Annotated in this window: 20 protein-coding genes and 1 riboswitch; of the genes, 9 read left to right on the forward strand and 11 right to left on the reverse strand. The window is 68.1% G+C overall.

Translation table 11 applies throughout. From position 1 onward, the window contains the following. Positions 1 to 2 precede the first annotated feature (2 nt). The 3 genes from thiS to JRI60_RS38430 all read right to left on the reverse strand — a co-directional run bounded on the left by thiS (position 3) and on the right by JRI60_RS38430 (position 2,453). Complete coding sequence (gene thiS / locus JRI60_RS38420) at positions 3 to 200, reverse strand: sulfur carrier protein ThiS (protein ID WP_204221000.1); 198 nt, start codon at positions 198 to 200, stop codon at positions 3 to 5. Then, the gene (locus JRI60_RS38425; protein ID WP_204221001.1) at positions 197 to 1,168 is read right to left on the reverse strand and encodes an FAD-dependent oxidoreductase; all 972 of its coding nucleotides are present in this window, start codon (positions 1,166 to 1,168) and stop codon (positions 197 to 199) included. Before JRI60_RS38425 ends, thiS begins: the two co-directional genes overlap by 4 nt. Positions 1,169 to 1,241: 73 nt before the next feature. Next, a riboswitch (TPP riboswitch) is annotated at positions 1,242 to 1,344 on the reverse strand. A gap of 104 nt (positions 1,345 to 1,448) precedes the next feature. Beyond that, positions 1,449 to 2,453, reverse strand: coding sequence for a hypothetical protein (locus tag JRI60_RS38430; RefSeq protein WP_204221002.1), 1,005 nt, complete (start codon positions 2,451 to 2,453; stop codon positions 1,449 to 1,451). A 124-nt stretch (positions 2,454 to 2,577) separates the two neighbouring features. Here JRI60_RS38430 and JRI60_RS38435 point away from each other — a divergent pair, with 124 nt between their 5' ends. Both JRI60_RS38435 and JRI60_RS38440 read left to right on the forward strand, forming a co-directional pair. Beyond that, complete coding sequence (locus JRI60_RS38435; protein WP_204221003.1) at positions 2,578 to 3,732, forward strand: DUF3089 domain-containing protein; 1,155 nt, start codon at positions 2,578 to 2,580, stop codon at positions 3,730 to 3,732. A gap of 19 nt (positions 3,733 to 3,751) precedes the next feature. Then, positions 3,752 to 4,999 carry a cytochrome P450 gene (locus JRI60_RS38440; protein ID WP_204221004.1) on the forward strand — a complete coding sequence of 416 codons (1,248 nt, stop codon included), beginning with the start codon at positions 3,752 to 3,754 and terminating at the stop codon, positions 4,997 to 4,999. Positions 5,000 to 5,003: 4 nt separating this feature from the next. Here JRI60_RS38440 and JRI60_RS38445 read toward each other — a convergent pair whose 3' ends face one another. Further along, on the reverse strand, positions 5,004 to 5,399 hold the full coding sequence (locus JRI60_RS38445) for a type II toxin-antitoxin system PemK/MazF family toxin (protein ID WP_430384340.1): 396 nt from the start codon (positions 5,397 to 5,399) through the stop codon (positions 5,004 to 5,006). A gap of 128 nt (positions 5,400 to 5,527) precedes the next feature. On the opposite strand from JRI60_RS38445, the gene JRI60_RS38450 reads away from it, so the two are divergent. Further along, a complete protein-coding gene (locus JRI60_RS38450; protein WP_204221006.1) occupies positions 5,528 to 6,295 on the forward strand; it encodes a hypothetical protein in 768 nt (255 codons plus the stop codon). Here the strand turns inward: JRI60_RS38450 and JRI60_RS38455 are convergent. The 5 genes from JRI60_RS38455 to JRI60_RS38475 all read right to left on the reverse strand — a co-directional run bounded on the left by JRI60_RS38455 (position 6,268) and on the right by JRI60_RS38475 (position 9,953). Then, positions 6,268 to 6,822 (reverse strand): EVE domain-containing protein, encoded by a 555-nt coding sequence (locus JRI60_RS38455; protein WP_204221007.1) that lies wholly within the window; start codon positions 6,820 to 6,822, stop codon positions 6,268 to 6,270. The genes JRI60_RS38450 and JRI60_RS38455 overlap by 28 nt on opposite strands. 46 nt (positions 6,823 to 6,868) lie before the next feature. Further along, the gene (locus JRI60_RS38460; protein ID WP_204221008.1) at positions 6,869 to 7,204 is read right to left on the reverse strand and encodes a helix-turn-helix transcriptional regulator; all 336 of its coding nucleotides are present in this window, start codon (positions 7,202 to 7,204) and stop codon (positions 6,869 to 6,871) included. Between the two features lie 109 nt (positions 7,205 to 7,313). Then, positions 7,314 to 7,694, reverse strand: a complete 381-nt coding sequence (locus JRI60_RS38465; RefSeq protein WP_204221009.1) for a hypothetical protein — start codon at positions 7,692 to 7,694, stop codon at positions 7,314 to 7,316. A 166-nt stretch (positions 7,695 to 7,860) separates the two neighbouring features. After that, positions 7,861 to 9,396 carry a sensor histidine kinase gene (locus JRI60_RS38470; RefSeq protein WP_204221010.1) on the reverse strand — a complete coding sequence of 512 codons (1,536 nt, stop codon included), beginning with the start codon at positions 9,394 to 9,396 and terminating at the stop codon, positions 7,861 to 7,863. Next, positions 9,393 to 9,953 (reverse strand): hypothetical protein, encoded by a 561-nt coding sequence (locus JRI60_RS38475; RefSeq protein WP_204221011.1) that lies wholly within the window; start codon positions 9,951 to 9,953, stop codon positions 9,393 to 9,395. The genes JRI60_RS38470 and JRI60_RS38475 overlap by 4 nt, the downstream gene beginning before the upstream one ends. 824 nt (positions 9,954 to 10,777) lie before the next feature. Between JRI60_RS38475 and JRI60_RS38480 the strand changes: the two genes are divergently transcribed. Continuing rightward, the gene (locus tag JRI60_RS38480; RefSeq protein WP_204221012.1) at positions 10,778 to 10,981 is read left to right on the forward strand and encodes a hypothetical protein; all 204 of its coding nucleotides are present in this window, start codon (positions 10,778 to 10,780) and stop codon (positions 10,979 to 10,981) included. Positions 10,982 to 11,040: 59 nt separating this feature from the next. On the opposite strand, the gene JRI60_RS38485 is transcribed toward JRI60_RS38480, so the two are convergent. Beyond that, positions 11,041 to 15,006: a GH92 family glycosyl hydrolase gene (locus JRI60_RS38485; protein WP_204221013.1), complete on the reverse strand. Its 3,966-nt coding sequence runs from the start codon at positions 15,004 to 15,006 to the stop codon at positions 11,041 to 11,043. Positions 15,007 to 15,171: 165 nt separating this feature from the next. On the opposite strand from JRI60_RS38485, the gene JRI60_RS38490 reads away from it, so the two are divergent. From JRI60_RS38490 to JRI60_RS38510, 5 genes are all read left to right on the forward strand, one after another. After that, entirely contained in the window at positions 15,172 to 16,194 is a 1,023-nt protein-coding gene (locus JRI60_RS38490) for an aldo/keto reductase (protein ID WP_204221014.1), read from the forward strand. 120 nt (positions 16,195 to 16,314) lie between these two features. Next, entirely contained in the window at positions 16,315 to 17,091 is a 777-nt protein-coding gene (gene radC, locus JRI60_RS38495) for a RadC family protein (protein ID WP_204221015.1), read from the forward strand. After that, positions 17,088 to 17,393: a DUF3006 domain-containing protein gene (locus tag JRI60_RS38500; RefSeq protein ID WP_204221016.1), complete on the forward strand. Its 306-nt coding sequence runs from the start codon at positions 17,088 to 17,090 to the stop codon at positions 17,391 to 17,393. The genes radC and JRI60_RS38500 overlap by 4 nt, the downstream gene beginning before the upstream one ends. Before the next feature lie 5 nt (positions 17,394 to 17,398). Continuing rightward, positions 17,399 to 19,471, forward strand: a complete 2,073-nt coding sequence (locus tag JRI60_RS38505) for a RecQ family ATP-dependent DNA helicase (protein ID WP_204221017.1) — start codon at positions 17,399 to 17,401, stop codon at positions 19,469 to 19,471. A gap of 75 nt (positions 19,472 to 19,546) precedes the next feature. Further along, entirely contained in the window at positions 19,547 to 20,365 is an 819-nt protein-coding gene (locus JRI60_RS38510) for a hypothetical protein (protein WP_204221018.1), read from the forward strand. A 22-nt stretch (positions 20,366 to 20,387) separates the two neighbouring features. Here the strand turns inward: JRI60_RS38510 and JRI60_RS38515 are convergent, their stop codons facing one another. Further along, positions 20,388 to 20,711 carry a hypothetical protein gene (locus JRI60_RS38515; RefSeq protein WP_204229268.1) on the reverse strand — a complete coding sequence of 108 codons (324 nt, stop codon included), beginning with the start codon at positions 20,709 to 20,711 and terminating at the stop codon, positions 20,388 to 20,390. Positions 20,712 to 20,738 lie beyond the last annotated feature (27 nt).

The following is a 20,738-nucleotide window of genomic DNA, read 5'->3' on the forward strand; positions in this document are numbered from 1 at the left end:
GCTCAGCCCCCCTGCCGGGGCGTCACGATCTCCACCCGGTCGCCCGCGGCGAGGCGCAGCCCGTCGCGCGCGGCGGCGGGCACGAAGGCCTCGTTCACAGCGGTCGCGACCCTGGCTTCGCCATGGCCCAGTTCGAGGAGGAGCGCGCCGAGCGTCTCGCTCGCCGTCTCGCGCGTCTCGCCATTCACGGTGATCTTCATCGCAGGAGCTCCACTTGTTTGCCGGACAGAAGGTGGTCGGCCGCCATCCGCGCCAGAACCGGTGCCATCAGGTAGCCGTGGCGGTAGAGGCCGTTGAGGAAGAGCGTGCCGTCGCGCCGGATGAGGCGCGGGACGTTGTCGGGGAAGGCGGGCCGCGCATCGGCGCCAATCTCGAGGATCTCCGCCTCGCCGAAGGCCGGGTGCAGCGCATAGGCGGCGCTGAGGAGCTCCAGGACCGAGCGGACGCTCGCGCGCCCGCGCTCGGCGCTTTCGATCATCGTGGCGCCGAGCATGTAGATGCCGTCGCCGCGGGGGACGAGGTAGATGGGGATCCGCGGGTGGAGGAGCCGGATCGGGCGCGAGAGGGCCAGGTCGGGGAGGCGCAGCACCAGCATCTCTCCCTTCACGCCCCGGAGCTCGGGGAGCGCATCGCGCGCGGCGAGGCCCCGGCAGTCGATGCGCTGGCCCTCGGGCGCGGTCTCCGCGAAGGTGACGCCGAGCGCCGCGGCACGGGCGCGCAGGGTGGAGAGGGCCACGCGCGGCGTCAGATGCGCCTCGGTCGGGAAGAAGAGCCCGCGGTGGAAGCGGCCGTCGAGCCCGGGTTCGAGCGCGGCGAGCGCCTCGCCGCCCATCCACTGGTGCTCCCGCGTCCGGGCGGCGAAGCGGTCGAGCTCGGCCCGGTCGCGGCCCAGGGCGAGGACCAGCGTGCCGCGGCGGATGACATCCACCCCCTGCGCCACCCACCAGTCGGCGGCGGTCTGGCCAAGCCGGATCACCGGCTCTTCGGCCGTCTCGCCCTCGCAGAAGGGGGCGAGCATCCCGCCCGCCCACCAGGAACAGGCATGGGGACCCGGTGCGGGCCGGGGCTCGACCAGCGTCACCCGCCCACCGCGGCTCGCGAGCTCGACGGCGGTGCAGAGGCCCATGACCCCTGCGCCGAGGATGGAGAAGGCCGTGGGCGTCCGCATCGCGCTTCCTCTCTTCGCCACCGGCGGGGGTTCAGAGGGAAGCTCCGGGGCCACGACCGGGAGATCGCGCGCGCCCTTGCTGCTCTCCGTTCCCTACGCCGGTCCTAGCCGGATCAGGTTCGATGGGTTGGCGCCTGGCCTCTCAGCCCCGGGAAGGGGCACCCCAACGGAATGACTCATGGCTAGCAGCCGGGCGACGCAACGGCAAGTCTGGCGCGCGGGCGACCCTGGCCGCCAACGCTCCGCCGGGGCTCGGGCGTCCAGCGGCTGGGCTGGAGGGCTATACGGACTTCTGGGCCACGAGCCGGTTGAGCGGGTACTTGCTCCAGATCTGGATGGTGCGGGACTTCTCGTCGTACTTGAACACCAGCTTGCCGTACTTGCTCTTGGTCTCGGGATCCTTGATGAGGTTGACCTTGGTCTGCTGGTGTTGGAAGTCGATGGCCGCCTGTTGCAGGGGCTGCTGATGGGTCTGCTTCAACTGCATGGCCTTGGATTCCAGAGTGGGGAGCAGCTCCTCGCTGGCCTGGGCGGCCGAGAAAAGCTCTTCCAGGTACTCGGAGAAGTCCACTGAGCCCATGGCGGCCTCCTCATCGTTGCCCAGGGCCTTGCGCCGCAGGTCGCGCTCGATGATGTCGAAGACCAGGCGTTCGGACTCGACCTTCGAGTGCCCCGAGATGTCATCGAAGGAGAGGGCTCCGGTGCGAGCGGTCATCGTCACCTTCATCTGCTTGCACAAGAGGCTGTAGAACTGGAAGGCGAAGCTCGTGGTGAGGTCCGGACCGGAGCGCGTACCCAGATTCTCGGGGGCGTGGGACTTGAGGTAGTCCCGAGCCCGTCCGCCGTAACACATCACCAGCGTGAGCTTCAGGGGGCTGGCCTTGTAGCGATCCTCCACGAGCATCATGAAGAGCTCGTAGAGTTGGAGGTAGGAGATCTTCACCGTCCCCGACAGCAGCTTGCAGGAGCCGTGGGTGACGTCATCGTAGTTGCCGTGAACGCTGAGCATGATCTTGTCGATGCCGGCATTCATCGCGGTGTCGACCTGCTGCTTGATGCGATTGAACTCGGGCGTCCCCGTCTGGAAGTCCGGATTCTCGCTGGACAGGAAGTGGCGTACCTCACCGTAGCAGCGCCACACGTCCACCACGGTCACCGTGGACGGGCCGTAGACGAGCTTGGAGAGGAAGGTGTCCTTCGCCGGGTACTTCTTCCGCAGCGCCTTGAGCGCGGTCTCGTTCGCGGTTTCCTTCTCTCCAGCCAGGTTGAGGAAGAGGATCTTCATGGGCGGGCCTTCCAGGGGTTGGAGTATACCCTGACTGGGCGAGAAGCGTGGAGGCCGCGGACCCCTCCCGGCCTGCCCTCCCGTGACTTTGACAGGCTCCGTCCAGCCTCCCTATCGTTCCACGATGCGGAACAGGTTCAGGCGCTTCCTCATCACCACGCTCTCGGCATGCATCCTGCTGGGCGTGCTGCTGGTGATGAACTTCGCGTCCATCTTCTTCTGGTCCATCACCCCCGGCACTCCGTTCAGCGAAGCACGTCCCCCCGCTCCGCCCGACTACACCCAGGCCTCCGCCTGGAGCGCACTTCCCGAGCTCCACGATCTCGCGGACACGCTCCCGCCGTCGAGCCCGGGGGTCGATCAGTCCCAGGCGCTCGTGGACGTCTTCTACATCCATCCCACCACCTATGTCGGCGCCGAGTGGAATGGCCCCATCGATGACCCTTCTCTCAACGCGGCGACCGACCGGGTGGCGACGCTCCTTCAAGCGAGCGCCTTCAATGCCTGTTGCGCCATCTATGCGCCTCGCTACCGGCAGGCGAACCTCACCGCCCTCACCGGACAAGGTGAGGAGAACCTGGCCGCGGTGGACCTCGCCTATCAAGACGTCGCCGCGGCGTTCCGCTACTGGCGGGAGAAATACAATCACGGACGGCCCTTCATCCTCGCGTCACACAGCCAGGGGACCGTGCATGCCAGACGCCTCCTGCGCGAAGCCGTGAGCGGGACTCCACTCCGGAACCAGCTCGTCGCCGCGTATCTCATTGGGATTCCCATGCCAGAGGGTGCGCTCCGGCAGAGCCTTCCCGACATTCCCATTTGCGCATCACCCGAGCAGACCGGCTGTCTCATCAGCTGGAACGCACGCGGCGCTGGCTACACGGAGCGCATCCAGGTGCGGGAGCCCGTGACGGACACGACCTCCGCGTCGGGCCCCTTCCTCTGCGTGAATCCCCTCACCTGGCGGCATGACACGCAACCGGCCCCGCGGGGGAGAAACGAAGGAGCCGTGTTCCTCGAAACGACCCCACCCCGGGTGATGCCAGGACTCACCGGCGCGCAATGCAAGGAGGGGAAGCTGGAGGTCCTCCTCGGCGAAGACCCGCCGCGCGACTTCATGAGCCGGCTGCTCGACCACACGCTGGGCCAGGGCAACTACCATCCCGTGGAGTTCCAACTCTTCTACATGAACATCCGCCGCAATGCGTCCGAGCGCGTGGCGGCGTTCCCGCGCACGGGAGCCACCGCGAACACCCAACGTGACCTCGCCCGTGAATGATCGTCCACAAGGCCCCGACATGAATGACCTCTCCGCCCACTTCAACCCGATGGCCCCCGACCAGCTCGCCAATCCCTATCCGCTCTATGCGCGGCTGCGGCGAGAACGGCCCGTCTTCTACAGTCCCACGTTCGACCTGTGGGTCGTCACCCGTTACGCGGACATCTCCGAGGTCGAGAAGGACACCGCGCGCTTCTCCTCGGTGGGAGCGCTCGATGCCAGGGCCGAGCCACACCCCGAGGTGCGCGCCGTTCTCGCGCAGGCGTACCCTCGATTCCTCTCACTCGTCCAGAGCGACCTCCCGGACCACACCCGCGTCCGAGCCGTGTTCGGCAAGGCCTTGAGCGCCCAGCGCATCGCGGCGATGGAGTCCACCATCCGAGCAACGGCGGACGCGCTCATCGACGGCTTCCTCCGCGAGGGCAAGGCGGACCTCATCCAACAGTTCGCCTACGCGCTGCCGGGCTTCATCATCTGCGACCTGCTCGGCGTGCCGCGCTCCGACATGGAGCAGCTCAAGCGCTGGTCCGATGACAAGACGCTGTTGATGTCAGCGACCGCCCCCATCGAGCAGCAGGTCCAGAGCGCACACGGCTTCATCGCGATGGAGCGCTACTTCCAGGAGCAGCTCCACGAGCGGCGGCGCCACCCGCGCGAGGATCTGCTGACGCTCCTCGTGCCCCAGTCGTTGGGTGGCACCGCGCCCCTGAGCGAGCAGGAGGCGGTGTGCAACGCCATGGACCTGTTCGCCGCTGGCCACGAAACGACGACGGGACTCATCGGCAACGGCATGTGGTTGCTGTTCAATGCCCCGGAGCAATTGGAGGCCGTGCGGAAGGACCCCAGCCTCCTGCCCAACGCACTCGAGGAGGTGCTGCGAATGGAATCACCCATCCGCGGCTTCTTCCGGACGGTGATGGCCGACACCCCGTTGAGTGGAGTCACCCTCCCGAAGGGCTCGCGGGCGTTCATCCTGTACGCGTCCGGCAACCGCGACGAGACGCAGTTCACCGAGCCGGACCGCTTCGACATCCACCGCGCCGATGCGAAGAAGCACCTGGCGTTCGGCAAGGGCATCCACTTCTGCGTCGGCGCCCCGCTGGCGAAGCTGGAAGGGCGGATCGCCTTCGAGCAGTTGCTGCGGCGGTTGCCCGGCCTGCGGCTGCGGACGGACGAGGCCCCGGTGTTCCGGCCCTACTTCATGTTGCGCGGCTTCGAGCACCTGCCCATCGCCTGGGACGTGAGCCCGCCGGGAGGGGGCACCTAGATCGCTACCGGTCGAAGAACGACACCTGCTGGAATCGCAGGCCGGCCAGAATCTGCTCCACCCGCGCGTCGGACAGCGACCCGATCCGTTCACCCAGGCGGGTCTTGTCGACCGAGGAGATCTGCGACACGACCACGACGCTCTGCTTGGGAAGGTTCCCCTCGCCCACCTCGAGCAGGACATTCCCCGGCTCGTTCGCCCGGTGGAGGTTCGACGTCAAGGCGCACACGACCGTGGTCGTGATGCGCGAGTGGTTGAAGACGTCATCCTGAACCACCACGTGGGGATGGGAGTAGCTCGGGACAGGCCCTCGCGAGTCATCTGGCCCCATCCAGAACACGTCACCGCGGTTGATCTTCACTGAGCGTGTGCCCGTGGGTTCCCCTGCGTTCATCTTCATCCGCCTCATTACGCCACGGGGTCTGCGTGAATTCCACGAGCCAAGGACGTGGTGCCGGCCACCCTGGTGCGTGGGCGCGCCAGGATCGCGGGGGGCAGGAGTCACGAGCCGGCGTTATCCTCCTCCCCATGCCCCTGCTTCCCCGCATCCACCTCTTCGAGTTCCTCGACCAGCCGTGGCTACCCAAGCTGTTGCGCCGTGGCGAGGTCGACTACCTGCACGTCGTGCTCGACCGCCTGCGGTCCTACGACAGCGTGGCGCCGCAACTGGCGGAGCTGCTCCGAACGGCGGGCACGGACCGGGTCGTCGACCTCTGCTCCGGCACGGGGGGCCCGTGGCGCACCCTGCTCCCGGCGCTACAGGCGGTGCACGGCCGGGCCGAGGTGGTGCTCACCGACCTCCATCCCACCCCGGAGCAGGAGCTGCCTCCCGGCGCGCATTACCGCGACACCCCGGTCGACGCCACTCGCATCCCCGAGGAGCTGACGGGGGTGCGGACCCTCTTCGATGGGCTGCACCACTTCCCCCCGGAGCAGGCCCGTGCCCTCCTCGGGGACGCCGCCGCGCGCAAGGTCCCCATCGCCGCCTTCGAGCTCACCCAGCGCTCGCTGCCGTACATCCTCTCCCAGATCCTGCTCGTCGTGCCCCTCGTGTGGGGCTTCACCCCGCTCATCCGCCCGATGCGCTGGTGGCGCCTGGCCCTCACCTACCTGGTGCCCATCCTTCCCCTGCTCATCCTCTGGGATGGCGTGGTGTCGTCGCTGCGGACCTATGCTCCGGCGGACCTCGAAAAGCTGACAACGGGGCTCGGCTCCGACGGGTACCGCTGGAGCAGCGGGGTCCATCGCGCGAAGGGGATGGCCATCACCTACCTCATCGGGCAGCCGCGTGCGTGAGGTGTGGGGGCAGGCGCGAAGGCTTCGGCCGAGACGCCCATCGCCGCCGCGATGGTGCGCAGGTCCTCCAGGCTGACTTCGAAGTGCCCGCGGCGGGCCAGCATGCCCCAGTGGGGGTTGCTCCTGATGAAGTCGAGGCTCTGGCCAAGCGTCGCCAGGGGCACCTCGCGCGCGGTGCGCTCGAAGCGCACGTCCCGGCGGTAGGGCACGAAGCCGCCTCCCATGTCGAAGGGCACCGTGCGTGCTCCGTGGACGCGGCCCAGCGCGGTGAACGCCCGGAGCGGCTCGCCTCCGCGCATTTCCGTTCTCGGCGAGTAGTACACGAGCCAGTCCCCCACGCTCATCTTCTCCAGCTGCAGGCGCTTGCCGTGGCAGAGCTGGGCGAAGCCGCCCTCCACTCCGCGCAGGACGTGCGCCCTCGAGACGACCCCCACCCAGGCGCGCGTCATGTGCGCTGCTCCGTGTGACGCACGGAAGAGTGCCTCGGGGGGCGTGGAGACGACGGGCTCATGGACGTGGCGGCGCATGGGGGGCTCCTTCGAGGTCGGCGGCGTGCCGACGAAGGACACCGTCTCACAGGGTGCTGCCAGTTTCTGTCAGGAGCCGCTCACCCGGGCCGTGGCTCGGGGATGGCCTCGCGCGCGCGCCACGGCGCACGAGGGCAAGGTCCACACCGTCCGGTGGGCGCTCCCGCGCGGGGCCGGCCAGGAGCGACACGTCATCCACGAGGGAGTGCAAGTCCCTGGGCAGCACGGCGCGCAGCTTGGCGGCCACGTCCACGCAGGCCCGGCCGAGCCCGCCATCCCCGTGCTCGGTGACCAGCCGCAGGCCGAGCACCAGGGCTTCGAGCTCCTCGTCGCTGAACATCAGCGGAGGCAGGAGGAAGCCCGGGCGCAGCAGGTATCCCACCCCGGCCTCGCGCGGGACATGCGCCCCATGCTGCCAGAAAATGGCGGGAGCCGGACATCCCCCAGGAGCCCTGGCCCGCTGGGGGATAGGCGTTCGCCACAGATGGCGGTCAGTCGCTGACCGCCCGCACGAGCCGGATGCCGACCCAGACCAGCCCCGCGGCCCCGACCATCGAGCCCAAGGTGACCCCCGGGTGGTCAGCCAGGGACCCGAGCTGAAGCCCTGTCACGGCGCAGAGCACGAACAAGGGAATCCCCGGGAGGCCCAACAGCACGAGCCATCCCCACCCCAGCCGCTGGGAGTTGGCCTGCGATGTCACCACCAGTCCCACGATGATCAGCAGGTACGCGGGAGGCAGCAGCAGCCGCCCAATCAGTGGGGTCGGGTCACTCGCGTAAGCGTCCCAAGGAAGAAGACCGAGCGCGAGCAGAAGCGCCCACGGGAACGAACCTCCCCTGCGCGCGGACGAAGTGGCCGATGCGGTGTTCATGGGCGCATTGTCAACGCGCCCCCTGCACATGCAACGGCAATCTCTTCCACCGGCTGTTCTGGCGCTCACGGGCGCGGCGCAAGTCGCGGAGCAGCGGCACCTCGGGGCGGTAGAGCGCGAGGACACCAGCGACAGCCGAAGCTCGGGGCCGGTGGATACGGCGGGGTCATACCGACAAACCGGCTTTGGGAAGCCGCAGGTGGAAGGTCGTGCCCTGCCCCTCGGTGCTCTCCACCCAGAGAGATCCTCCATGGGCATGGACGATCTGCCGCGCAATCCACAGCCCCAGCCCGAGACCCCCGTAGTGTCTCTCCGGCACGGCCCGCTCGAACCGCTCGAAGATCCGGGACTGGGCCTCAGGGGAGATGCCGATGCCCTGATCTCTCACGTCCAGCATCGCCAGCTCCGCGTCGGCATCCACCTTCACCTCGATGGGTTTGCCCTCGCCGAACTTGATGGCGTTGGATAGGAGGTTGAGGAGGACCTGCTCCAATCGCGACGTGTCCCACCACCCCTCCACCGGCCCTCGCGTTTCCAGAACGAGCTTCGATCCCAACCGGGCCGCCCTGGCCTCCTCCCGCCTCACCACCTCCCGCGCGAGCTCCGCCAGGTCGACCCGCTCCAGGTTCAGCTCGGGCCCGCGGGTGGCGAGCTGGGAGACGTCCAGGAGCTCGTTGATGAGCGCTCCCAACCTCCTGGCCTGCTGCTCCGCGAGGCCCAGATGGGTGAGCTCCCGGCCATACCGGGTGCTGACGAGCTCCTGGTGACGCAAGCCGCGCAGGCCCTGTTGGAGGGAAAGCTGGAGCGAGGTCAGCGGGGTCTTCAGCTCATGGGAGGCCACTGAGAGGAAGACATCACGGGCCCGGATCGCCTCCTGGGCCTCCCGGTAGAGTCGGTTCCGTTCCTCCTCGGCCCGCTTGTGCTCGGTGATGTCCTGGAGCACGGAAATGAAACACTCGATCCGGCCGGCCGGATTGTGCATCGCGACCGAGGAGAGGTTGGCCCAGACCACGGCTCCATCCTTGCGGATGTAGCGCTTCTCCCACCTCCTGGAGGGCGTTCCGGGCTCCTCCAGCAGTTGCCGCTGGGCCAGACTGGCAGGCAGATCCTCGGGGTAGGTGATGCCAGCCCAGGTCAGCTCCCGGAGCTCTTCGGCGGTGTAGCCAAGGATGTCGCACAGCTTCGGGTTGACCAGCACGAACCGCCCTTCTCGCGACACCTGGGCGATGCCGACGCCGGCCTGCTCGAAGATGATCCGGAACCGCTCTTCACTCTCCCGCAGCGAGTCCTCCGCGCGTTGTCGTTCCGCGAGCAGTCGGGCGAAGGAGCGCGCCAGCCGGCCGATCTCATCCCCGCGCTCCAGGTCGATGCGAGCCTGCTTCCCAGCCAGGAGGGACTCGGCATATTGCTGAAGGTCGCTCAAGGGCCGGATGAGCAACCTGGCGAGCCCTCCGGCGCACAGCAACGCGAGGACGAGCTCGATGCTCAAGAGCAGGGACGGAAGGCTCATTTCCGTGGACTTCAGACCGCCGTGCCGGGCGATCTCCGTCGAGGACAGGGCAATCACCGGGAGCAGCCCGACGAGGGACAGCCCGAGGAGCAGCTTGAGCCGGATGGGCATGTTCTCGAACCGCCGCAACACACCCGACCAGGAGGAGCGAGCGCGATGCTTGAAGCCCGCGAGTGGGTGCTCCTCTCTCATGGCCAGCGGTCACGGACCAGGAGATCCGCCTCCTCCCATAGAGGCGTGAGCACCCGGAGTGTTGGCACTCCCAAGAGCAGAGCGGCGAGCGTGTTGGACATGGCCCAGGTGCCTGCCAGCCGAGGGAACTCCCGGAGGAAGTCCACCTCTCCGAAGGCCCCCAATGCCGCTACGCCCAACACGGCTCCAACAGTGCTCGGCACGACAGCCCCCCAGAGACCATAGAAGGCCAGCCCCCTCCACCCCGGGATGCGAGGTGACATGTGGAAGCGGTGAAAGGCCAGCGCGGGGATGAGCCCCTGGGCGATGTTGGCGGGGATGAAGCCGATGACGGTCGCCGTGCCGCCTCCGGCGAGCAGGTTGTTGAAGATGGGGAATATGGCACCCGCCAGCACCCCCCAGCCTCCGAACCAGATGCCGCCAGCGACCTGCACCACCATGCCTGGCCAGAATTGGCTGATGCCAGAGCCGATGGGCAGTGAGAACGTGCCCAGGGTTCCGAGAAGAGTGCCCGCCAGGATCAGCCCCAGCGTGATGGCGAGGAACCTCGTTTTCATCGCACCCGTAGTGATGGGGACCCCCCGCGAGGATTCCAATCGACCCCCGTGAAGGAGCCTTGCGGAGCGACCCGATGGGCAAGCGGTCCGCCGACGTGCCTGTCCCCCATACCCTTCCCCTGCGCAGGCGACCGGTCGCCTTGGGCTCCGAGAGAGAGTGCATCCCTCAGCCGTGCGTCACTCCCACAGCGCCTGCTGCGGTGGCCCCTTGGCAGGTGCCTGGTCGGCTCTACCCCCGCTTGGGGGAGCAGAAATGGCTGGAGTTTCGCGCCCGGAGCGAAGATGCCGTGGAATCTCGTGAGGTTTGCTCGTACAAGATGAAACGAACTGCGGGTGCGCGAGGAGCGAATCGCTGAGATGCACCTCGCGCTCCTCCGTCTCGGATGCTGCCTCATCCTCTACCGAGAGTTGGAGCGCCACTTGCGAGATGGGCCCTGAGCAGGCAGGGCATGTTACCTGCCCTCTCTGGTCCATTTTTGAAACGAGTTCTTATCTGCCGGCTTCAGCAGTACCGAGGAGCGCGAAGACATCCACGGCCAGAAGGTCTGGTACCTGGCCAACTACTTCTGGTCATTGGAATGCCGCCGCTTCGTCGTCGACCCGGTGGACGAGGCGGCCCGCCGCTGAGCCAATGGGGTTGTCGCGAGAAGCCGGTGGAAATCATCGCATTCTTGGAAAACGACTCTCCTCCTCTCATCAGGGCCGCTGCGCGCCCCTGGGCTCCGCCCGATTCGCAACGGACACGCTATTGAAATGCCGTTGCTGATGCATTGACGCTTCCTTCGGGAATGGAGAATCCTCTAGACCTCAACTGGAGGAACGCAATGCTGCGAGACATGTTGCTCAAGAGCCTGGGGTTCGTTGCGGTCATCGCGCTGGTGGGCTGTGGCGGCCCGGTGGACGAGGCCACGGAGTCCCACCTGACCAGCCAGGAGCAGGAGCTGTTGCCCATGTGCAAGGTGGATGAGCCCCAGCCCTGTCCGGATGGGTACTACTGTGACGGCAAGACGTGCCGTCCGAACCTCTGAGCTGAACCTACGGAGTGGAGGCGGCGGGACTCGAACCCGCCGCTTCGTCACGCTTCGAGCTACGGCCTGGCGAGGAGCTCGAACTCGGCGAGCGACGTGCCCGCCGCGCCAGTCAGCTCGAGACGGTAGTACGTGTAGGAGCCAGGGCTCGCGACCTTGAAGGCGCGCGTCTGCGTGCGCCAACGGAACGTCTGGGCGCTGCGCTGATCAAGGGTCGTGAAGGTCACTCCATCGTTCGAGCCGCTCAGCGTCCAGCCGGTCGGGTCTGCCTCGGTGGTGCTCGACGTCAGCGTGTAGAAGGTGACCTGCTGCGCGCCCGATGCGAAGTGGTACAGCACCTTGGGGTTCTCCCCGGTGAAGCTCACGCTCGTGGCCGAGGTGTCGTCGAAGAGCGCGCTCGTATTCGTGCCGTCACTCGACGTGGCCTCGCCGCCCTTCGCGGTATCGCGCAGTGGCCGCGGGACATCGCCATCGGTGGTGATCGAGGGCGGTGCGTCCCCGGCGCCGGTCCCCCACGCGGAGGGCGAAGGGCCCATGTCGAAGTCGAGCGTGGCGCCAGCGGTGAGCAGCGCATGCGGCAGCCAGGTCTTCGTATACGCCTGCCCATTGACCTTCAGCGCCTGCACGTAGACGTTCCTCGGGCTGTTGTTCGGCGCGTTGATCGTGATGTCCTTGCCGTTCTCGAGGTGGATGATCGCCCGCGTGAAGAGCGGTGAGCCGATGGCGTAGTTCTCGCTCCCCACCCCGAGCGGATAGAAGCCGAGCGCACTGAAGAGCTGCCACGCCGACATCGCGCCGTTGTCCTCATCGCCGATGTAGCCCTGGCCGATGTTGCTCCCGACCCAGAGGCGCGCGAGCGCGTCACGCACCTTCTCCTGCGTCTTCGCCGGCTGCCCGGCGTGGAGGTACATGTACGGGATGTGGAACGAGGGCTGGTTGCTCAGGCCAAGCTGGCCCATGCGCACATCTCGCGCCTCGCGCATCTCGTGGATCACTCCGCCGTAGGAGCCGCCGAGGCTCGCGGTCTCCGGCGTGGCGAAGAACTGGTCGAGCTTCATGCCGAGCTGCGCCCTGCCACCGTACAGGTTGGCCAGGCCGAGGCCATCGTACGGCGCGTCGAAGGTGGTGTTCCAGCCGTTGGTCTCGGTGTAGTCGTGGCCCCAGATGCGCGGGTCGTACTCGTCCGCCGGCGTCGCGAACACGCCCCCCTCCGTCTTGCCCTGGAAGAACTGGATCGACGGGTCGAACAGGTTCACGTAGTTCCGCGCGCGATCGAGGAAGTACTCCGCGTTCTCGACGTACTCCTGGTGACGCGGGTTGCTCGTGTCCGAGGCCAGCGCGCTCGCCATGTTCGCGATGCCGAAGTCGTTCAGATAGCCGGCCATCGCCCACGACAGGCCGTAGCCAGTCGAGGTCGGCGTATAGCCGAGGAAGATCGACGACTCGAGCCCCTTGCGCCCGACGCCACTGTTGGTCGGCAGGACCATCGCGTTGCGCAGGGCCGCGTCGTAGATCGCCTCCGCGTCGAAGTTCCGGACGCCCTTCACGTAGGCGTCGGCGAAGGCGACATCGGAGCTCGTGCCGGTCATGAGATCGGCATAGCCGGGCGAGGACCAGCGCGCGATCCAGCCGCCTTCCTTGTAGTGCTGCGCGAAGCCGTCGATCAGCTCGCCCGCGGTACCCGGCGTGAACAGTGCATAGGCCGGCCAGGTCGCCCGGTAGGTGTCCCAGAAGCCATTGTTCACGTAGATCTTGCCGCTCACGACCTTGGCGCCCGTCTGCGTGGGCGTGCTGTTGCCGACCGGCGCCGCCACCGGGCTCGCGTGCGCGTAGACGGGCGCGTCCGCCGTGCCGGTGTTCTCGAATCCCGAGTTCGGATAGAGGAACAGCCGATACAGGTTGGAATAGATCGTGGTGAGCTGATCCTCATTGGCGCCCTGGACCTCGATGATGCCGAGCTTCTTGTCCCAGAGCTTCCGCGCGCGCGCCTTCACGTCGTCGAAGCCGTCGGCGTCCGCGATCTCGAGCGCGAGGTTCTTCCTGGCCTGCTCGACGCTGATGAGAGAGGTGGCGATGCGCATGGTCACGGTGCGGTCGTCCGCCGGGACGGTGAAGCGGAAGTAGCCGGTCACGTTCGCGCCCCCACCGTCGGGGAGCATGCCGCTCGCGGCCACCGGCCTGTCGAACGTGGCGTAGATGAAGATCCGCGTGGCCCCCACCGAGAACCCGCTGCGCGCGTCGGAGTAGCCCGTCACCACACGCGCGGCGGCGTCGAGGGTGAGCCCACCGTTGTTGTTGATGTTGTCGAAGATGAGGCTCGCGTCGTCGCCGGGGAACGTGAAGCGGAAGACAGCGGCGTGATCGGTGGGCGTCAGCTCGGCCCGGATGCCGTTGTCGAACTTCACGCCGTAGTAGTAGGGCCGTGCGAGCTCGTTCTCGTGCTGGAACGAGAGGCCGCGCGCGGTGCGGCCTGCGTTCGGCGCGTCCTTGGCCGCCGAAGGCATGACCTGGAAGCTCTGACGGTCACCCATCCACGGGCTCGGCTGGTGGCTCAGGGAGAGCGCCTGGAGCACCGGGTGGTTGTTCGCGTCGTTGCGGCGGTGGTACTCGTAGATCCAGCTCGTCGAGCCCGCGTTCGTCACCGGGGTCCAGAAGTTGAAACCATGCGGGACCGCCGTCGCGGGGAAGTTGTTGCCGCGCGAATAGCCGCCACTCGAGTTGGTGCCGCGCAGGGTGGTCACGTAATCCGACAGGTGCTCGGGCGTCGTGTGAACGGGCCTGCCCGTGATCCGCACGTCGTCGATCCAGCCGCCGAAGACGGAAACCGGCCCCCGCGGTTGGTCGTAGCCGATCAGGATGCGCTTGATCCTCTTGCCGGCGGCGACGTCACCGATGCGTGCGACCTTGTAGTTCCACTCGCCGGGGTAGAGCGTACGCGACGCCCCCTGCCCCGCCGGGCTCAGCACCGCGTGGTGCTGGTCGACGGCGTTCAGCTCGCTCAGGTAGGTGCCGTCGTCGAAGGCGAGATCGAGCGCCGCGTAGGTGCTCGGGTAGGAGGAGTCGTTCGTCGCCTCGTCGACGAAGATCAGATACGACAGCTCCGTCGTCGGCGTGACCCGCACGTCGACGTCGAAGATCTTGTTGTAGGAGTAGCCACGGCCGTTCGCCGTGACCGCACCCGCGAAGCGGAATGCGTGCGTGCCGGTGAACCCAGCACCGAGTTTGGCGTTCCACGAGGCGCCAGGGCCGCTGCCCACGACGCTCTTCATGTCGGTCACCGGCGGAGGCGTGTCGTCACCATTGGAGAGCTGGAGCTCGGCGATCTGCAGGAGGCCTCCGCTGTGGTTGGCGGTGACGTTGAGCCGGTAATAGCGATAGGGGGTGGTGTTGGTGAACTCGTAGGTGTTGGTCTCGAAGCGGGCGGAGAACGACTCGTTGCTGCGCTGGTCGAGCACGGTCCAGCTCGTTCCGTTCTGCGAGCCTTCGAGGCGCCAGGCGGCGGGGTCGCGCTCGGGCGCGTCGTTGGCGGAGGAGATGGCGTAGCGCTTCACGGCAATGGGCTGCGCGAGCTTGCAGAACACCCAGCCGGTGCTCGTGAACACCAGCCACTTGGAGGTCAGCTCCCCGTCGATGAGTTTGGTCGCGATCTCGTCAGGAGCGTTCTCGCCGCTCGCGAACACCTCGGTCACCTGATCCATGATGTTGCCGCGGATCCGCGTGTCCGGCTGCCCGGTGACCCCGGAGGACTTCTTCTGCCCCTTCGTGTCGGTCTCGACCGTGGAGATCCAGGTGGGCTGGGGATCCGTGTCCTCGAACGACGAATGGAAATCCAGGGGAGTGTCGGGTGCTCCACCATCGGTGGAGGCGTCAGGAATATCGCCCGCGTCGATGCCGGCGTCCGTCTCGATGCCAGCGTCCGCTTCGATACCAGCGTCCGCCTCGGGGGAGGGAGAAGGGCCGCAACCGATAATCGAGACATCAACGGTGGCGAGCAGGAGTGTGAGATACAGAGTGCGAGCGGTCATTCGTAAGTAAACCCTTCGGGACCTTGGGGGGAGCCGTTCATCCTAGACGAAGCGCGCTTTCGGGCTCGCCGCGAAGTGCGACGGCCGCTCCGCTCATTTGACGAGCCGGGATGAGGGAAACGCATTACATCCCCGCCGCTTCTTCACGTGAGGTGGGACAAACGCATGAATTACCGGATGCTGGGCCGTACGGGCCTCTATGTCTCGGAGCTGTGTTTCGGAGCGATGACGTTCGGCGGCGAGGGCTTCTGGAAGGTGGTGGGCTCCCAGGGGCAGGAGGAGGCGGACAAGCTGGTGGGCCGCTGCCTGGAGGCGGGCATCAACTTCTTCGACACCGCGGACGTCTATTCCAACGGTGTCTCCGAGCAGCTGCTCGGCAAGGCGCTGGGAGCGCGGCGCAAGGACGTCGTGCTGGCCACCAAGGTGCGTGGACGCGCCGGCCCTGGCGTCAACGACGTGGGCCTGTCCCGCGGCCACATCATGGACTCGGTGCACGCGAGCCTGAAGCGGCTGGGCACCGACTACATCGACCTGTACCAGATCCACGGCTACGACGTGGCCACGCCCCTCGACGAGACCCTGCGCGCGCTCGATGACCTCGTGCGCCAGGGCAAGGTGCGCTACCTGGGCGCCTCCAACCTGGCGGCGTGGCAGCTCATGAAGGCGCTCGGCATCAGCGAGCACCGGGGCCTGTCTCGCTTCGAGTCGTTGCAGGCGTACTACAGCATCGCGGGCCGGGACCTGGAGCGCGAGCTGGTGCCGCTGATGAAGGACCAGCACGTGGGGCTGATGGTGTGGAGCCCCCTGGCCGGTGGCTTCCTAAGTGGCAAGTTCCGCCGCGACCAGCAGGGGCCCGAGGGCTCCCGGCGCGCCTCCTTCGACTTCCCACCCGTGGACCGCGAGCGCGCCTACAACGTCATCGACGTGATGGACGGCATCGCCCGGGAGCACCAGAGCTCCGTGGCGCGCGTGGCCCTGGCCTGGCTGCTTCACCAGCCCCACGTCACGACGATCATCATCGGCGCCAAGACGGCCGAGCAGCTCGAGGACAACCTGGAGGCCCCCAAGCTGAAGCTGTCGGCCGAGCAGCTCGCCGCGCTCGACAAGGCCTCCACCCTGCCCCCGGAGTACCCGGGCTGGATGGTGCAGCGCCAGAACGAGGACCGCATCCCCAAGCCGCAGCCCTGAGCACGCCGTCCCACCCGTGAGCCGATCCGCTCGGAGTGAGACGGTGAAGCACGGCCGTCCCGAGGGAAACACCGTCGGCACGCGTGTTGCTCTTGTCGCGCCGCGTGGACGGAGGGCGGGATGGAGAGGATGGCGGCGGTGGCGATGGTGGAGTGGGCGGAGTCCGCGGGCGATGGGTCGGTGAGGGAGGAGAAGGAGACGCTTCTGGAGGCGGAGAGCCCCCGGGAGCGCCTCTTCAGGTTGGGGGCGGCGGCCCTCACCGACCCGGAGCTTCTCTCCGTATTGCTGGGCTCGGGCTCGCGCACGCGGGCGCTGGCGGAAGCACTGCTCGCCACGAGCGGTGGGCTCAAGGCACTGGTGCAGAGGGATCCGCACGAGCTTTGCACACGCATGGGACCGGCGCGGACGGCGCAGCTGCTGGCGGCGCTGGAGCTGGGGCGTCGCGCCCAGCGCGTCACCGAGCGGCGGCCCCGCCTGCGCACCCCGAAGGAAATTCACGCCTACCTCGCGCCCAACCTGAGCGCGCTGCGGCGCGAGGTGTTCCACGTGCTGTGCTTCAACGCGCGCAACGTGCTGCTGCTCGATGCCCGCGTGGCCGAGGGCACCATCAACGCGTGCCCCGTGGACCCTCGCGAGGTCTTCGCCGCGGCCATCAGCTCGCGCGCCACCGCCATCGTGCTGGCCCACAACCACCCCTCGGGAGACCCGGAGCCCTCGGGGCAGGACCTGGGCCTCACCGCCCAGCTCATCGAGGCGGGCCGGGTGCTGGGCATCAAGGTGTTGGATCACGTGGTGGTGGGAGACGGGACGTACTGCTCGCTGCTCGAGCGGGGCGAGATGCCGCTGCTGGGCGCGGAGACGAGGGGACCATGGAGCATGGAAGGAGGACGTGGATGATGCTGGGAGCGGTGGGCGTGGTGGCGTGTGGCGGTGAAGCGGTGCAGGTGGAGCTGCTGGAGGACGAGGTGGCACAGGTGGTGCCCCTGGGCGGAGGCCCGGCGCGCACGGTGCCTCGCTCCACCCTCCCCTCGAATGTGCGGGAGGGAGACGTGGTGCGGGACGGCCGCCTGGATGCCGAGCTGGGAGCCCGGCTGGCCCGGGAGGTGGCCGAATGGCGGGCGCGCCTGGCCGTTCCAGTACCTATCGGGCTGGACCTCGACTCAGGAGCCTCTGGGTCGTTGACGACCGGGAAGGAGTAGTGAATATGCGGCGGATGCCGGTGGCCCTGCCCTACTTCGAGCAAGCCCAGGAGGGTCTGGTCCGCCATTTCGGCCTGAGCGAGTTCAGGCCCGGGCAGGCCCAGGTCATCAGCTCCGTGCTGAGCGGGCGCAACACCGTGGTGGTGATGCCCACCGGCGCGGGCAAGAGCCTGTGCTACCAGCTCCCCGCCATGCTGCTGCCCGGGGTGACGCTCGTCATCTCCCCCCTCATCGCGCTGATGAAGGATCAGGTGGAGCAGCTCACCGCGCGTGGCATCTCCGCCACGTTCATCAACTCGTCCCTGTCGGACATGGAGCGCGCGGACCGCATCCGCCGCATGCGCGCGGGCGACTTCAAGCTCGTCTACGTGGCGCCCGAGCGCTTCCGCAGCCCAAGCTTCCTGGACGCCCTCACCCAGGTGGGGGTGGAGCTGCTCGCGGTGGACGAGGCCCACTGCATCTCCCAGTGGGGCCATGACTTCCGGCCGGACTACGCGCAGCTCGGACAGGTGCGCAAGCGTCTGCGCCCCCCGCGCACCGTGGCCCTCACCGCCACCGCCACCCCCGAGGTGCGCGACGACATCATCCGCTCCCTGCTGATGAAGGATCCGCAGGTGTTCGCCGAGGGCTTCGACCGGCCCAACCTCTTCCTCGAGGTGTTCGACGTGGGCGGGGACGAGGAGAAGCGCCGGGCGTGCGCGGGGCTCTCGTCCCTGGGCGGCGGCAGCGGCATCATCTACTGCTCCACCCGCAAGTCGGCGGAGAACATGCACTCCTCGCTGCTCGAGCGGGGGGTGAACGCCATCCTCTACCACGCGGGCATGGAGGACGACGCGCGGCACCGCGCCCAGGACGAGTTCATGTCCGCCAAGGAGGCGGTGGCGGTGGCCACCAATGCCTTCGGCATGGGCATCGACAAGCCGGACATCCGCTTCGTCGCCCACGCCAACATCCCCAAGGCGGTGGAGGCCTATTACCAGGAGATCGGCCGCGCGGGCCGAGACCGGGGACCGGCCTTCGCCGCGCTCCTCTTCAACCACGCGGACGTCTACACGCAGGAGCGGCTCATCGAGAGCAACCACCCCTCCGAGGCCGTCATCTCGGACCTGTGGAACGTGCTGCGAAGCATGCCCGAGTACGACAAGGGCCAGTACGTGCTGGCCGCCCAGGTGGGCGCGAGTGAATTCGAAGTCTCCGCCGCGCTGCGCATCCTGGAGCGTGAGGGGAAGATCGAACGCGGCAGCCGCGGCGAGGGCGAGTACGGCATCACCCTGACGGAGAAGGCAGCCCAGGCGCAGCCGCATGCCCCGGATGCCCGGAGGCTGCTGGCCTCGCTGCTGGAGACGTTCCCCGTGGGGCGCTCGGCCACCACCGAGCTGCCCATCCTCGCGCGGCGCACCGGGCTCTCCAGTGATGAGCTGCAGCACGCACTGAAGCTGTTGGAGCGGGCCGGGGCGCTGCAGGTGCGCCGTCCCTTCTCCGGGCGCACCATCCGCGCGCTGCAACAGGTGCCCTTCCGCGAGCTGGGCGTGGACCTGAGCAAGGTGCGCGAGCAGGAGCGGCGCTCCATGCTGCTGCTCAAGCGGATGACGGACTACGCCTACACGAAGCGCTGCCGGCGCGCCTTCCTGCTCCAATACTTCGGACAGCAGGACGTGGAGGCCACCTGCGGCAACTGCGACACGTGCGCCGGGAGCCGGTTGAGGCGGCTGGAGGGGCTCGGCCGCTCCTCCACCTCCGTGTCCCGCGCCGCGCCCGCGCCAGCACCGGGGCAGCCCAGGGGCTTCAGCGAGCTGGCCGCCACCGAGCTGCGCCGCTGGCGCAAGGAGCTCGCCCGCGAGCTGGAGATGCCTCCCTTCCTCATCTTCAATGACGAGACGCTGCGCGGGCTCGCCGCGGCCCTGCCCATCGACCGCGAGTCCTTCCTGACGGTGAAGGGCACGGGGGAGAGCCGCTGGGAGCGCTTCGGCCCCAAGGTGGTGGAGATCTGCCTCATGGCCCGAGCCGCTGGCCATGAGCCCATCCCGGTGGCCCCGGTACCGCCCCGGGTGCGCAAGGCCCGGAGCGCCCGCCGCTGAGGACAGGGGCCCGGGACAGGGGGTCTTCCTCGCGTCAGGGGCGGCTCCCGTGCAGAATCGGACCCGGAGACGCCCATGACATCCCTTCCATCCCCGACCCTGGAGCCGCGTGTCCTCGCGCAGCGCTTCGAGCTCGCCCAGGCGGAGCAGACCGATCGAACGCCCCACCCCACTCGCGAGGGAGTCCCAGCACTCCACATCGCGGGCGGACGGGCCATCTTCTTCGGGCCGCGCTCACCTGACTCGGTGGCGATCGGCGTGGGGCTCGCGGCGCCCGTGAGCACGGAGGAGCTCGACCAGATCGAGGCCTTCCTCGGCCAGGGAGGAGGCGCCGTGCGCATCGAGCTCAACCCGTTCTGCGATCCCTCGCTCGCCGCCAGCCTGGCCACCCGGGGCTACCGGGTCGAGCAGTTCCAGCAGGTCTGGTGGAATCAGCTCTCGCCCGTGCCGCCCCAGCTCCCCCCGGGCGTCGAGGTGCGCCCCATCCTTCCGGACGAGGAGCGCACCTGGGCCCGGCTCTTCTTCTACTCCTACGTGGGCTGGCCCGCGTTCTCCGAGGCGGACCTGGCCCCGGGGCTGGCCATCGTCCGCACCGAGGGGAACACCTGCTTCTTCGCGCTGGTGAACGGGGAGCCCCAGGCCGTGGGCGTGTTCTCCCAGACGGGGGGCGTGGCCGTGCTGTCGGGCGATGGCATCCCCCGGCCGTTCCGCGGCAATGGGCTCCAGGTCCCGTTCGTCCAGGCCCGGCTGGCCTGGGCGGCTCAACACGGCTGCGAGCTGATGTGTGCCGCGACGGAGCCCCTGACGGCCTCGGCGCGCACCTGCGAGAAGGTGGGCTTGCGCTGCGCGTACCCCAAGCTCGTCATGGTGCGCGAGCCGGCCACCTGGGCCTGAGCGGGCGGGGCCTCGCCCGGGGTTAACGCCGGGAGGCCTGGCGCACGACGAGGCCGCGCAGCGTGCCCATGAACAGGCCCACCACCACCGCGAGCAGGAAGATGATGACGATGGTGGTGACGCCGAAGACGAGGCGCAGGCGGAACTCGGAGATCTGCCCGTTGAAGTAGGCGTCGCGCAGCGGCTGCATCAGCCCCACCAGCTCCAGCGCCCGGGCCGGCAGCGAGTCGAGCGACAACGAGAACTGCAGCAGGAAGGGGGAGCCCGGCCACAAGCGCCGCGCGCCCTCCACCACGATGCCCACCATCAGGTAGAGCACGGAGAGCAGGAAGGCATTGCCGCCCATGATGCGCATGAGCGGCAGGGGCGGCAG

Origin of the sequence: Archangium violaceum, from assembly GCF_016887565.1 — a bacterium.
GTDB classification, from domain to species: domain Bacteria; phylum Myxococcota; class Myxococcia; order Myxococcales; family Myxococcaceae; genus Archangium; species Archangium violaceum_B.